This window comes from Hafnia psychrotolerans (genome assembly GCF_014639435.1).
Classification (GTDB): Bacteria; Pseudomonadota; Gammaproteobacteria; order Enterobacterales; family Enterobacteriaceae; genus Ewingella; species Ewingella psychrotolerans.
This window is the reverse complement of the sequence record NZ_BMFZ01000013.1, coordinates 40,214-54,417: the sequence shown is the minus strand read 5'-3', so window position 1 is coordinate 54,417 and position 14,204 is coordinate 40,214. Positions and strand designations below refer to the sequence as shown.

Annotated in this window: 13 protein-coding genes; 6 read left to right on the top strand and 7 right to left on the bottom strand. The window is 52.6% G+C overall.

Annotation, left to right across the window (positions count from 1 at the left end):
• The first annotated feature begins 401 nt into the window (after nt 1–401).
• On the top strand, nt 402–878 hold the full coding sequence (locus IEV89_RS19270; protein WP_188475136.1) for a WbuC family cupin fold metalloprotein: 477 nt from the start codon (nt 402–404) through the stop codon (nt 876–878).
• A 129-nt stretch (nt 879–1,007) separates the two neighbouring features.
• Here IEV89_RS19270 and uvrD read toward each other — a convergent pair whose 3' ends face one another.
• The 7 genes from uvrD to IEV89_RS19235 all read right to left on the bottom strand — a co-directional run bounded on the left by uvrD (nt 1,008) and on the right by IEV89_RS19235 (nt 9,385).
• The gene (gene uvrD / locus IEV89_RS19265) at nt 1,008–3,173 is read right to left on the bottom strand and encodes a DNA helicase II (protein WP_188475135.1); all 2,166 of its coding nucleotides are present in this window, start codon (nt 3,171–3,173) and stop codon (nt 1,008–1,010) included.
• 77 nt (nt 3,174–3,250) lie between these two features.
• The gene (yigB, locus tag IEV89_RS19260) at nt 3,251–3,967 is read right to left on the bottom strand and encodes a 5-amino-6-(5-phospho-D-ribitylamino)uracil phosphatase YigB (protein ID WP_188475134.1); all 717 of its coding nucleotides are present in this window, start codon (nt 3,965–3,967) and stop codon (nt 3,251–3,253) included.
• A complete protein-coding gene (locus IEV89_RS19255) occupies nt 3,967–4,878 on the bottom strand; it encodes a tyrosine recombinase XerC (RefSeq protein ID WP_188475133.1) in 912 nt (303 codons plus the stop codon). The genes yigB and IEV89_RS19255 overlap by 1 nt, the downstream gene beginning before the upstream one ends.
• Entirely contained in the window at nt 4,875–5,585 is a 711-nt protein-coding gene (locus IEV89_RS19250) for a DUF484 domain-containing protein (protein WP_188475132.1), read from the bottom strand. Before IEV89_RS19250 ends, IEV89_RS19255 begins: the two co-directional genes overlap by 4 nt.
• A complete protein-coding gene (gene dapF / locus IEV89_RS19245) occupies nt 5,582–6,406 on the bottom strand; it encodes a diaminopimelate epimerase (protein ID WP_188475131.1) in 825 nt (274 codons plus the stop codon). The genes IEV89_RS19250 and dapF overlap by 4 nt, the downstream gene beginning before the upstream one ends.
• Before the next feature lie 102 nt (nt 6,407–6,508).
• The gene (gene lptM, locus IEV89_RS19240) at nt 6,509–6,712 is read right to left on the bottom strand and encodes an LPS translocon maturation chaperone LptM (RefSeq protein ID WP_188475130.1); all 204 of its coding nucleotides are present in this window, start codon (nt 6,710–6,712) and stop codon (nt 6,509–6,511) included.
• A gap of 123 nt (nt 6,713–6,835) precedes the next feature.
• A complete protein-coding gene (locus IEV89_RS19235; RefSeq protein WP_188475129.1) occupies nt 6,836–9,385 on the bottom strand; it encodes a class I adenylate cyclase in 2,550 nt (849 codons plus the stop codon).
• Between the two features lie 318 nt (nt 9,386–9,703).
• Here IEV89_RS19235 and hemC point away from each other — a divergent pair, with 318 nt between their 5' ends.
• The 5 genes from hemC to IEV89_RS19210 all read left to right on the top strand — a co-directional run.
• Nucleotides 9,704–10,645: a hydroxymethylbilane synthase gene (gene hemC, locus IEV89_RS19230; protein WP_188475128.1), complete on the top strand. Its 942-nt coding sequence runs from the start codon at nt 9,704–9,706 to the stop codon at nt 10,643–10,645.
• Nucleotides 10,642–11,382, top strand: a complete 741-nt coding sequence (gene hemD / locus IEV89_RS19225) for a uroporphyrinogen-III synthase (RefSeq protein WP_188475127.1) — start codon at nt 10,642–10,644, stop codon at nt 11,380–11,382. Before hemC ends, hemD begins: the two co-directional genes overlap by 4 nt.
• A 22-nt stretch (nt 11,383–11,404) precedes the next feature.
• On the top strand, nt 11,405–12,565 hold the full coding sequence (gene hemX, locus IEV89_RS19220) for a uroporphyrinogen-III C-methyltransferase (protein ID WP_188475126.1): 1,161 nt from the start codon (nt 11,405–11,407) through the stop codon (nt 12,563–12,565).
• 3 nt (nt 12,566–12,568) lie between these two features.
• Nucleotides 12,569–13,765 carry a protoheme IX biogenesis protein HemY gene (gene hemY / locus IEV89_RS19215; RefSeq protein ID WP_188475125.1) on the top strand — a complete coding sequence of 399 codons (1,197 nt, stop codon included), beginning with the start codon at nt 12,569–12,571 and terminating at the stop codon, nt 13,763–13,765.
• Between the two features lie 114 nt (nt 13,766–13,879).
• Nucleotides 13,880–14,204, top strand: a 325-nt coding sequence (locus tag IEV89_RS19210; protein WP_188475124.1) for an IS110 family transposase, incomplete at its 3' end; no start/stop codon positions are given.

Below are 14,204 nucleotides of genomic sequence, written 5' to 3'. Positions count from 1 at the left end.
GACAACGCGTTGAAGCACAGGAAAACACAAGGTGAAAAAGTGTCACCGGCATGTTTAGACCAAATTCAGATCTGACTCACAGCGACAGAACGGGGATCGCTGACAACCACTAAGGCCATCAGCAATGAGGATAGCCTTAGAAGTGGTACCTGAAGAACAGGTTATCGAGCCAGTATCTACTGGGTGTGTCCAAGGCGAAGATCCTCATTGATATTAGTGCGCGCATGTTACGCCGAGAAGAAAAACAGTGTCAACTATCAACAAAAGTAATCTCGCAACATTTATGCATAATACTAAGACTATCGCGATAACCTCCACGGACTTATATACCGCAGGTTTTTTGGCTACACTCGACGGCCTCGATTATGCCCTTTTCCGGCGTGTGCCGCACAGGAACTCCGATGATTAAACAGATTAACCAAGACATGATGTGCGAACTGATAACCCAGGCCGCCAACTCCCCTCGCCTTCGTCAGAACCTCAATATTCATCCGGCTCCGGAAGATGGCGTGCAGCGTCTGGCGATTGCCATGGAACCTGGCACTTACGTGCGCGTCCATCGCCATCCGCACACCTGGGAGATGCTCACCGCGCTACGCGGACGTTTTCTGGTACTGATTTATGATGCTGAAGGCAACGTCACTGACCGCCTGTGGTTGGGCGCAGAAACCCGCTTGCTGGAGATCCCCGCCAATACCTGGCACAGCGTGTTATCGCTCGACGAAGGTGGCGTGATATTTGAAGTGAAACGCGGCGCCTACCAGCCCGTTACCGAACAGGATTATCTGCCCGGTACTCCGCCAGAAGGCGACGAACGCGTAAAAGTAACGCTGGAATGGTATGCGAAGGCAGATGTGGGTGATGCTTTCGCCGCCTGACTAAAATCCTGACAAGCGTCAGGCGTCAGCGGCACAGCGAGGCTGAGTTCGACCAGCGCGGAGACACCGGAATGGACACGTAGTCCATGAGGATGTCGAGCACTGCCCGGACTCAGGATCGCCAGTAAGCTAGCTTGCAGCTTCCAGACGGGCGTAGGCGGCAACCAACCACTTGATCCCCTCACCGGGGAAAGCCACTTGCAGACGACTATGCTCGCCGCTGCCTTCCATATTCACGATGGTGCCTTCGCCAAATTTCGGGTGCACCACGCGCTGGCCGAGGGTGAACCCGGTGTCGCTGGTACTCATCGGCGTGCCCATGCGTTTATGGCTGACTGGTCGTGACACGCTGGCGCGAAGGCGAACTTCTTCGACACAGTTCTCCGGTAATTCACCGACAAAGCGTGAAGGCTTGTGATAAACCTCTTTGCCGTACAGACGGCGGGTTTCAGCGTAGGTCAGGGTCAGCTTTTGCATCGCACGCGTCACGCCAACATAAGCCAGACGGCGTTCTTCTTCCAAACGCCCGCCTTCGTCGAGTGACATCTGGCTCGGGAACATGCCCTCTTCCATACCAACAATAAACACCTGCGGAAACTCCAGCCCTTTAGCTGAGTGCAACGTCATCAACTGGGCCGCATCCTGATTGGCATCCGCCTGCCCTTCGCCGGCTTCCAGCGCGGCATGGGACAGGAAGGCCTGTAGCGGCATCAGATCCTGGTCTTCATCTTGGTAGCTGAACTGGCGCGTCGCCGTCACCAATTCCTCAAGGTTTTCGATTCGCGCCTGCCCTTTCTCGCCTTTCTCCTGTTCATACATCATGAACAGGCCGGAGTCTTTAATTACCCGGTCAGTCTGAACGTGCAGCGACAGATCGGCAGTTTCGTGTGCCAGAGCATCCACCAGTTCGCAAAATCGTTGCAATGACGATGCTGCGCGGCCCGCCAGAGCTTTATCCTGCAACAACGCACGCGTGGCCTGCCACATGGTCATTTGCCGGTCACGGGCCGTCTGGCGCACGACGTCGAGGGTGCGATCGCCAATGCCGCGCGTCGGCGTATTCACCACACGCTCGAAAGCGGCATCGTCATTGCGGTTGGCCATCAGGCGCAGGTAAGCCAGTGCATCTCTAATTTCCTGACGTTCGAAGAAGCGCTGCCCGCCGTAAATACGGTACGGCATGGCCATCTGTAATAATGCTTCTTCCAGCACACGTGACTGGGCGTTGCTACGGTATAAAATCGCACAATCTTTCAGTGCGCCGCCGTTGTCCTGCCAGGCTTTGATGCGGTTGACCACAAAACGCGATTCATCGAGTTCATTGAAAGCGCAATAGAGCGAAATCGGTTCGCCTTCAACTCCTTCGGTCCAGAGGTTTTTCCCCATACGGCCGCTGTTATTGGCGATTAGCGCGTTGGCGGCGGTCAGAATGGTGCTGGTGGAGCGGTAGTTCTGCTCCAGACGAATGGTGTGCGCATTGGGAAAGTCTTTCAGGAAGCGCTGAATGTTTTCGACCTGTGCACCGCGCCAGCCGTAGATCGACTGGTCATCATCGCCAACGATCATCACATTATTATTGTTGCCCGCCAGCAGACGGATCCACGCGTACTGGATGCTGTTGGTGTCCTGAAACTCGTCCACCATCAGATTGGTAAAGCGGTCGCGGTAATGCTGCAAAATATGCGGCTTGTTCAGCCAGAGTTCGTGGGCGCGCAGCAATAACTCGGCAAAATCCACCAACCCCGCACGGTCGCAGGCTTCCTGATAAGCTTGATAGATGCGCAACCAAGTGGCTTCCACCGGGTTGTTATAGGTTTCAATGTGTTGCGGACGAAGACCTTCGTCTTTTTTTGCGTTGACGTACCACATCGCCTGACGCGGCGGCCACTGTTTGTCGTCGATATTCAGCGCTTTAACGATACGCTTAAGGAGACGTAGTTGGTCATCGCTGTCGAGGATCTGAAAGTCCTGTGGCAGTTTTGCGTCAAGGTGATGGGCGCGCAGCAGGCGGTGCGCAAGACCGTGGAAAGTGCCGATCCACATACCGCCCTGGGTGCTACCAATCAGATGGTCAATACGATGACGCATTTCCGCCGCCGCTTTGTTGGTAAATGTCACCGCCATGATGGAGTACGGCGAGCAATTTTCTACCGACAGCAGCCAGGCAATACGGTGGACCAGGACGCGGGTTTTGCCACTGCCTGCTCCTGCCAACACCAACAGATTGCTGCGTGGCGCGGCCACGGCTTCACGTTGTTTTTCATTCAGGCTGTCGAGCAGGTCAGAAACGTCCATAGGCACCGTTGGTCTGGAAGAGAAAAGTGCCCAACGGACACTTTTCTACTGTGAATTTATACAGAGAATGACGAGGATTATAGCAATGCTGTCAGCGATGCCAACTGCGAAATCTCAATATGCGGCAACAGACGGGTATCGCGGATGTGCATAAGATTGCCCTCGCGCAGATTGATCCAGCATGCCTGCATCCCGCAGGCCACGGAACCCGCGACATCGGTCGTAAGATCGTCGCCCACATGCAGGATGTTTTCCAGAGGAATATCCAGCTTCATCGACGTCTTTTTATACATGTCAGCATAAGGCTTTGCCCGACCATGATCGCCAGCACGTAAGGTAAACTGGAAATATTGCGCCAGACCGCAGGCGTGCGGATCGGCATTGCCGTTGGTGATTGCCACCAACGGCCAGCGTTCGGCCAAGACGGCCAGCGCATCGTGATTTTCCTGTGGCACATAAATTTTGCTGCGCCAGTAGGCGAAGGTTTCCATCACCGCTTTCGTGCCCTGCTTCGCATCATCATCACTCAGACCTGCACGGGTCATCGCCAGCAGTACCGCCTGACGACGCCATTCGGTGACGTCGTGGTAAATCTCCGCATCCTGCGTCAGTAATTCTGCGCGCATAAGACGGATAGCGTCTCCCTCTATGTTCGCCAGTGCCGGATGAAAACCCTGAATAAACTTCAGTGTTTCAGTATCAGTACGCCGGATCACTTCATAGTTTTCGTACAGCGTGTCGTCTAAATCGAAGGAGATCGCTTCAATGCGTTTCAGCGGTCGATAGAACTTCATTAGGATTTTCCTCGTTTAGCCCGTGGATGCGCGGCATCGTACACCGACGCCAAATGCTGAAAGTCTAAGCTGGTGTAAATTTGGGTCGTCGACAAGCTGGAGTGGCCTAACAGTTCCTGAACACCACGGAGGTCACCGCTTGATTCAAGCACGTGCGTGGCAAAAGAGTGGCGCAGTTTATGCGGATGAATATGGCTGTTTACCCCTTGCTTGACGCCCCATTCGGCAAAACGCTTCTGCACATTACGCGCGGAGATTCGCTTCCCTTGATTGGATAAAAACATCGCATCATCTTGCGGGGAATAATTCAGTCGGTGGGCCAGCCATTTTTCCAGCCAGATAATAGCAGTCCGGCCAATAGGCAATCTTCGCTCCTTACTGCCTTTCCCCACCACCCAAACCTCACCAGAGAGCATATCGATATGTTTAGTATCAATGCCGACCAGTTCTGACAGGCGCAACCCCGCTCCGTACATCACTTCCAACATCGCACGATCACGTATTGCAAGCGGGTCGCTGGGGTCGATATCAAGGAGTTTGTCGACTTCGTCGACATCAAGATTCTTGGGCAGATGTTTATTCATTCGCGGCGTGGAGATACCCTTCGCGGGGTTCACGTCGAGCATTCCCTGACTCACTTGCCAGTCAAGGCAACTCCGTAATGCCGACATGCGTAAAGCAAGACTGGTTTCCCCTTGCCCGGCACGTTTACTTTTTGACAGTAACATCCGTATCTTTGGCGCATCCAGTTGCCCCCAGTGAGTAATCCCGATTTCACCGGCCATGCCGATAATCACGTCTAACTGACGTTGGTAGCTGCTGGAGGTTAGCGGGCTAAGCTGGCGCTCAACGCGTAGGTAACGTAAAAATGCCTCGACCGCTGGATTCAGTGGTGAGTCAGTGCGGCTCATGCCCGTTCGATCCAACGCTCCAATAAACCGGGCAGCATTTTCGCCAATTGGTTGAGCATCACGGTGCCCATCCCCGGCTGATAGTGTTGTGCGTCGCGGCTGCTGAAAATCAGCATACCCAGCTCACCATTTTCGCCCATCAATGACAGCGCGACTGAACCAACGGCTTTGGCCTGAGGTAATACCAGCAACAACTCGGGGCCATTTAAGCTACCGAGGAAATGATGAGTGTCGCCAAGACGCTGAATGCGTAGTGACTCAAATGCACTGCGGCTGAGTGCCAGATGAGTAAAGTCCGACGGCGCACCTATGCGCCAACTTTCGCTGAACAGACGGACATTCGCCCCCGCCAACCCAAGACCGCGCGCCCAGCGTTGCAGACGGTTAAGCATGTCCTGCAAACTACTGGCAGCGGCCAGCGTGGCTTGCAACTCGATCAAACGCCCAAAGAGAGCTTCATTAACGGAAGCCTGCTCCATCAGCAAGGTGATCTCTTCCTCCAACTGACCAATCTGGTGACGCTGGCGGCCTAATTGCCACTCCACCAGCGAAATACTGCCTTTCACCGGGTGCGGCACATGCATTTGTTCAACGCTGCGCGCATTGCGAATGAAGAAGTCTGGATTCTGCAGCAGATATTGCAACACGCTGTCATCGTCCAGCGCGATGGCAACCGCCGCGTCCAATTGATCGTCAAGATTGTTCATAGATGAATAAATCCGTCGTATACGTGGGTGGCAGGGCCAGTCATATAGAGTGGATGACCGGGTCCTTTCCAGAGGATCTCGAGGTTGCCTCCCGGCAATTCCACCAGAACATCTTCAGCAAGTAAACCCTGTTGGATCCCGACTGCAACAGCCGCGCAGGCACCGCTTCCGCACGCCTGGGTTTCACCGGCACCCCGTTCGTAAACACGCAGTTTCACCGTTTCACGATCCACGACCTGCATGAAACCAACGTTGACGCGTTCAGGAAAGCGCTCGTGACTTTCCAGCATCGGACCCAGTAATTCCACGCTGGCAGTGGCAACATCCTCGACCTGCAATACGCAGTGAGGGTTACCCATCGAGACTACACCGCAAAATATCGTGTGATCTTCGGCACGCAGGATGTAGGTCTTTTCTGGTTTTGCGGCACGGAAAGGCACTAACTGCGGGTCGAACACCGGCTCTCCCATATTCACCTGCACCATTTCGTCTTCGGTGACATTCAATATCATGCGACCGGTTTGCGTACTCACGCGGATCTCACGTTTATTGGTTAAGCCTTTAATACGGACAAAGCGGGCAAAGCAGCGAGCGCCGTTGCCACACTGAGCGACTTCACTGCCGTCAGCGTTGAAAATGCGGTAGTGAAAATCGAGTTCAGGATCGTAAGGCGGTTCTACAACCAGTAACTGGTCAAAACCTACACCACGGTTACGGTCAGACAGACGGCGGATCAACTCAGGAGAGAAATAAACATTTTGGGTGACGGCATCGACGACCATAAAGTCGTTGCCCAAGCCGTGCATTTTGGAGAACTGCATATTTTGCTCCGCTTACCGCTGGTCAGATCCAGTCGCGATGATCCTTTACATTATTGTCTATTCCTGCAGAAAACCTGCAGAAAGCGCAATCTGGTCACTCAATTAACTTCTTGAGTGGGTACCTAGTTTCTCGGGTGACACACCGTTTTGCTGAGATGAACCATCGCCTGCGACACCTTGTGACTGGCTATTTTTTTGTGTCGATGATTTGTCAGCCGGCGGGAAATAGAGTGGTCCTTTCAATCCACAACCAGAAAGAGTAAAGATTACCATTGCGGCCAAAGACCAGAGTAAAACGTTTTTCATTTTATGAATGCCTGTAATTCGTGCTACCAAGCTCTCTATAATCGCAGGTGGATCATGAAAAGCAATAGGAATCGGTAATCTCAGACCGCGTAGTTTAGAGATTCAAAGGAGAGAAATCTCGGTTTAATGCAGTTGGAAACGCTTTGGCTCTTCTGCTGTGCTTTCAGACGCGGTGACACAAAGATGCGCCAGCGGATTATTGCGAAAAGGGATCACTTGGGTACGACCATCGAGTGACACAATCTGGTAAAACTGCGGCAGATTGAAATTGATAAAGCTTGAGCCATAGGTAAAACGGTCATGTGAAGATGAGTAGAAACGGCTGACGTCGCGCACCAGATCTTCTTTGCTGCCTTCGCAGTGGTGGTAAACCTCAACGCGATTGGCTTCATCAAGGATATAGATGTTGAAACCGACATCATCACTGCTCTCCTCGAAGAAGAATTGAATAATCCCTTCGCTGGCGTAGCCGTCAATTACCGCCGGTAAATGCGCCTGACCGGTTTGCACTTTGACCGATAAACCGTGCAACTTGTTGTTAGAAATAGCGCCGTAAAATTCGATCGCGTTTTCCAGCTTTTGCACGGAAACACTCAGACGCTCGAAGAATAATCCCCAGGTTTGCCCGGCGACGCGCACCGCTTTAAAGCGGCCCGGCTCAAGACGTTTGCTCGACAGACGCAACTCGATGCACTCAGATACCAACTGTTGAATACGCGTACGGATCAGGCCACGTAAGTGCTGGCTGTAGCAGAATACTTCCACCGATTCCGGTGGCGCAGCATCCTGATGCATCTTGCCCAGAATGGTTTTTAGCGCTTCCAGCACCGCCTGCTCCCCGCTGAAATGCAAAGTTCGCACTTCATTCCACGAATTGCGGTACAGCAAATCAATGCTGCCTACCAGGCATTGCTGTTGCTGGCCAAAGCTGAACACATCCAGCTTGCGGAAATCGAAATGTACCACTTGATTGCGGAAAGCGGCGGTCGGGTCGTGTTCCAGGTTAACAATGATCGCCAGATGGCGAATTTCACACGGGCTATAGAGCGCCTTGGGTGTTGGTGCCGCCAGCCGCAACGAGAAATGATGCGAAACATCCGCCACCAGTTCGCGCAGTTTGGCGATATCACACAAGTTGCCGCTTTTAATATGTAACCGCGTGGTGGCAGTCAGTAAGCCATTAAAATAGGCCCAGGCTACCAGCTTGTTCAGGTAGCGGTTATATTCCAGCGGCTGATGACTGACGATGGACTCCATCGACGGTGACCGGTTATACAGATACCAGCCGGTCCGGTTGGCACGACCAATCGGCACATGAATAAAGGTTAAGTCGCTCTCTGACAGGTCGGGAGAAATCTGTGGATTCACCAGCGTGACTTTGCCCGGCAGCGCTTCAAATGCGGCGTACAATTTACGGGTCAGCACGCCGATATCCTGCGGGCTGGCACTGACGCTTAAATTGTTGCGACGGGCGAAACGGATCAAATTGCGGTAACTCTGCATCATGGCATCAAGCAGTTCGTTATGCGCTTCGCGCACCCGCTCGATTTTCCAGTTGGCGCGGTTATCCAGAATCGCCAAACGCTCATCACTCCAGCCCCATTCGCTGACCAGTTGGCTGAGGATTTCACGACGCCAGCCGACTGAGGCACTGGAACGGGAGAGCTTTTCACACACTTTCAGATAGAAGCATCGGCGGACAAGATCAAGGCGAGTGGTGTCTTCTACCTGGGTCAGATAACGCGTCACGCGATCAAGCATCATGCAGTAAGAGTCCAGACCAAAGCAGACAATTTCGCCCTGATGCAAACGTTTTTTGATGTCCATCGCTAACAGTGATGTATTCGGATATTCCCAGGAATAGGTTTCTAATAGTAAGGTTTTGAGCACTGCTTTGTAGGGCGAGTCGATACTTTTATACAGTTGCCATAAACTGGCACCGAAATATTCTTCCGCCGACAGCGTATCAAGCCCGCCCAGATCCAGCCACTCATTGGGCGTCAATGCGCCCTGGGCGTAAAGCGAAAGCACATATTCGTCGTAATGCCCCTCTTCTTCACCTGGCACCATATTCCACAGAATACGTTTCCCCGCCAGACGCACGGCGGTCCGGTAAAATTCATCAAGTAAAAGAATGTGCTGTGTCGAACCACAGTCTTCACCACCAAGGCTACCACTTTCATTATGCCGGAAGCGGTTTTCATCAATCAGAAAGAAGCTGACTTCAACGCCCAGTGACGCGGCCCATTTTTCCAACAAGCTGCATTTTTGCTGTAAGCGATTGCGCTCTTCGTTGTCGAGCCACGACTGATGACAGACCCAAATATCGAGATCTGAGGTGTTGCTCTGACCAATCGATGAGGTGCTGCCCATTGAGTAGACGCCGGTGATTGGCAGTTCGCCTTTCGCCATCACGTCTACAGCGCTGCCCCATTTATCTTCAAGGTCAGTGAGGTAGGTGGTTTGGATATCATCAGGCGTGAAGATGCAGACGCCGTGTGGAACCTTACCGTCAAGGTATCCGGGCATCAGAGGGTGATGGTGATGTAGTAAAACTGGCAGAAGACTGTAGACCTGTTGGAAAGCCGGTCCCATAGCCGCTAAGGCGCGATCCACGCGTAACTGGTTTATCGCATCCAATCTCTGCTTCAGTGTCTCGATGTAGAGGTACAAGACTGTTCGCCTGATTTTACAGTGTTTAGAAAAAACCCCGTTCCAAAACCGTCATTTATCGTATAAAAGAAAGTTAGTTGACGGTTAAATGCTGGAAACGTGATCAATTTAACACCTTGCTGATTGACCGTAAAGGAAGTAACGCACCACTATTATCCTTCCGCAACTTTACATTTTACTTCCCGATCACGAACTGAGCGTGGAGGTAATCCATTCCTTTTGCGCCTATTTCCCGCCTTTGACTATGGCTTCTTACGCTGACAGATTTCCTATGTCGGTGGTAGGATGGTCGATGAATCAGTAAAAATGGTACCCGGAATGTTAGATAAAACTATTCGTATTGCGACCCGACAGAGCCCTCTGGCTTTATGGCAGGCACAATATGTTCAAACCCAGCTCATGGCGCTTCACCCCGGTTTACGCGTTGAACTGGTGCCAATGGTCACACGGGGTGACATCATTTTGGATACCCCGCTGGCAAAAGTCGGTGGCAAAGGTTTGTTCGTTAAAGAACTCGAATTGGCGATGCAAGACGGTCGCGCGGACATCGCCGTGCACTCAATGAAAGATATTCCGGTGGAATTCCCTGAAGGATTGGGTCTGGTGACGATTTGTGAACGCGATGATCCGCGTGATGCCTTCGTTTCGAACTATTTTGCCAATCTCGCCGCCCTGCCTGCTGGCAGCATCGTAGGCACCTCAAGCTTACGTCGACAGTGCCAGTTGCGTGAACAGCGCCCCGACCTGGTGATCCGCGATTTACGCGGCAACGTCGGGACCCGTCTCGGCAAACTCGACAACGGTGATTATGATGCCATTATTTTGGCCGTTGCCGGTTTGAAACGTCTGGGTCTGCAAGACCGAATCCGCGTTGCGCTGTCGCCTGAAGAGTGTCTACCCGCTGTTGGCCAAGGTGCGGTCGGCATTGAGTGCCGCCTTGACGATCATCGCACCCGCGAATTGCTTGCTCCTTTGGCTCACCGTGAAACCACGCTGCGCGTATTAGCAGAACGAGCGATGAATATGCGACTTGAAGGGGGTTGTCAGGTGCCAATTGGCAGCTATGCTGAGGTGGATGGCGATAAAATCTGGTTACGCGCACTGGTTGGCGCACCGGATGGTAGCCAGATGGTGCGCGGTGAGCGTCGCGGTAATACCGCTGATGCTGAAAGTCTGGGCGTTGATTTGGCCGAAGAGTTGTTGGCTAATGGCGCACGTGAGATCTTACATGAGGTGTATCAGGGAAATCTACCACGATGACCATATTGGTAACCCGACCTTCCCCTTTTGGAGAGCAGCTTGTCAGCCGCTTGCGCACGCTTGGCCGGGTTGCCTATCACTCTCCGTTGATTGATTTTGCACCCGGCAACGGACTCGCAGTCTTGCCGAACCTGCTATCCTCATTAAGTCAGCAGGATCTGGTATTTATTCTTTCTCAGCACGCCGTGAAATATGCTGATCGGGCGTTGCAGCAATCACACCAGAGCTGGCCTGCAAACGTACATTACTACGCGATAGGTCGCACTACGGGCCTGTTGTTTCATCGCATGAGTCGCCTTCCTGTGGTCTACCCACACGATGGTGAAACTAGCGAAACTTTGCTACAACTGCCTGAATTACAAAATATTACAGGCCGAAAAGCGCTGATCCTACGCGGCAATGGTGGCCGGGAACTGCTGGCCGAAACACTTCGCCAACGTGGCGTTGAGGTCATATATTGTGAATGCTACCAGCGCAGCCCGATTCTCTATGACGGCAGTGAGCAAAGCTCAAGTTGGCAGCGTGCTGGCATTTCGACGCTAGTCGTCACCAGCGGCGAAATGTTACAACTGCTTTATGCGTTAGTTCCTGAATACTACCGTAATAGCTGGCTACTGGATTGTAGCCTTGTAGTGGTCAGTGAACGCTTAGCCACACTCGCCCGCCAATTAGGCTGGAGCGACATCCGTGTTGCTGAGAACGCAGATAATGATGCGCTGATCCGCGCATTAAAATAACCTGACTAAGGGATGTGCCAAAATGACGGAACAAAAAAATCCTTCCGCCAAGGATGATGTGATAACCCCTGCGGTTGAGAGCACCCAACAGCCAGACGTTGCCTCCCGTGACAAGCAGCAACAAGACCAGTTGAACACCTTGCGTAAAAAACAGCGCACTGCTCCGGTTCTCGGGGCGATTGCGATTGTGCTGGTGATAGCACTGGGTGCTGGTCTTTATTATCACGGGCACCAGCAAGCGCTGGGGCAAACGGCCGCTGTCGATGAGCTACAAGACCAACTTATCGCCTTGCAGAAAAGCCAGCAGCAGGATAAACAACACATTGCCACCCTGCTCGGTGAGCAAGATAAATCACAACAGGCCACTGAGCGCCAGCAGGCTTCGTTTAGTCGCCAGTTGAATGAATTACAGGACAAAGTTGCCAGTATTTCCGGCAGCGATGCCAAAACCTGGATGCTGGCTCAGGCTGATTTCCTGGTGAAATTGGCTGGACGTAAACTGTGGAGCGATCAGGATGTCACCACTGCCGCTGCGCTGTTGAAAAGTGCCGATGCCAGCCTCGCTGACATGAATGACCCGAGCCTGATTGATGTACGCCGCGCGCTCAATGAAGACGTTGCCAGCCTCTCTGCCGTGACGCAGGTCGATTTCGACGGCATCATCCTTAAAGTGAATCAGCTCTCTAATCAAGTCGATAACCTGCGTCTGGCTGACAATGACAGCGATGAAGCCCCCATGGATGACGATAGTACCAGTTTGTCGGGATCACTCGCGGAATGGCGGCAAAACCTGACCAAAAGCTGGCATAACTTTATGTCAGATTTCATCACTGTCCGTCGCCGTGATAGCAGCGCAGAGCCTTTGCTGGCACCCAATCAGGACGTCTATCTGCGTGAAAATATTCGTTCCCGCCTGTTGATTGCCGCACAAGCAGTGCCCCGTCATCAGGACGAAATTTACAAACAATCTCTCGAGTCGGTATCGACATGGGTACGCGCTTATTTCGATACCAGCGACCCGTCGACCAAAGCCTTCCTGGCAGAGATTGATAACCTCAGCCAGCAGTCTATTTCGATGGACGTTCCCGATCAGTTGAAAAGCCAACCTATGTTGGAGAAACTCATGCAATCCCGGGTGCGTAATCTGCTTCAACAGCCCGCAGTCGCTACTCAGGGGGAATAACGCATGTTAAAAATTTTCGTGTTATTCCTGATTGTTATTGTTGGGATTGTCGTCGGCCCTATGCTAGCAGGGCATCAGGGTTATGTACTGATCCAGACGGATAATTACAATATCGAAACCAGCGTCACCGGTCTGGTGATTATGTTTGTAGGGCTGATGCTGGTGCTGCTCTTCATCGAGTGGATTTTACGCCGTGTCTTGCGCACCAGTGCGCGCACCCGTGGCTGGTTTGCAGGTCGTAAAAGCTCCAAAGCCCGAAAACAGACCCATGCAGCGATGCTGAAACTGGCAGAAGGCGATCATCGTCAGATGGAAAAATTGCTGGCGCGCAATGCTGACCACGCCGAACAACCGGTAGTGAACTACCTGCTGGCAGCTGAAGCGGCACAACAACGTGGCGATAACATTCGCACCAACCAGTATCTGGAACGCGCAGCAGAAATTGCCGATACCGATCAGATGCCGGTGGATATCACGCGTGTGCGTATTCAGTTGGCCCAAGGGGAAGTTCATGCCGCGCGCCATGGTGTTGACCGACTGATTGGTCAGTCTCCGCGTCATCCAGAGATCTTGCGTCTGGCCGAACAGGCCTACTTGCGCACCGGTGCGTACGGCTCATTACTGGAGATCCTGCCATCTATGTCCAAAGCCGGTATTCATGACGACGAGGAGCTTCGTGCGCTGCAAGAACAAGCGTACATCGGCATGATGAATCAGATGATGGCGGAGGAAGGTAGTGAGGGTCTGAAACGTTGGTGGAAGGACCAGAACCGTAAAACCCGCCATGAAGTAGCCCTGCAAGTCGCGATCGCTGCGCATTTGATTGAGTGTAATGATCAGGATCTGGCGCAGGAAGTGATCCTCGACGGACTAAAACGCCAGTACGATGAACGCCTGATCGCCATGATGCCCAAGCTACGTTCAGGCAATCCTGAACAACTGGAGAAAACAGTACGGCAGCTCATCAAGCAAAATGGCGCTACGCCGCTGTTGAACAGCACGCTGGGACAGTTGCTGATGAAGCATGGTGAATGGTTGCAAGCCTCGGAGGCCTTCCATGAAGCGATTAAACAACGCCCTGATGCCTATGACTATGCATGGCTGGCTGACGCACTCGATAAGCTACATAAACCCGCAGAGGCTGCCGACATGCGCCATAAAGGGTTAATGCTGACGCTGAATAATTCTCAGGGACAGTAACGGTAGATTAGTAGACACAGATTGATAAGCTCCTTCGGGAGCTTAATAAGATGGTCACCCCCACCCTGTGAGCGGTACGCTGGCAGGGTGTTTTTCTTTCTGAAGGGGATCATCATGCAAAACGTTACGCTCATCGGTATTGATCTCGGCAAGCATTCGTTCCATGTCCACGCTCAGGATAAAAACGGCCATGCATTGCTACGTAAGAAGTTTTCTCGCAACCAGTTAACCGCCTTTCTCTCTACTTGTACCCCTTCTACCGTTGTAATGGAGTCCTGTGCCGGCGCACATTTTATGGCCCGCCACATCAGCCAGTTCGGGCATCAGGTCAAGCTCATCTCTCCCCAGTTTGTCCGCCCCTTTGTTAAAAGCAACAAGAACGATTTCATTGATGCCGAGGCTATCTGCGAAGCCGCATCACGACCTTCTATGCGCTTTT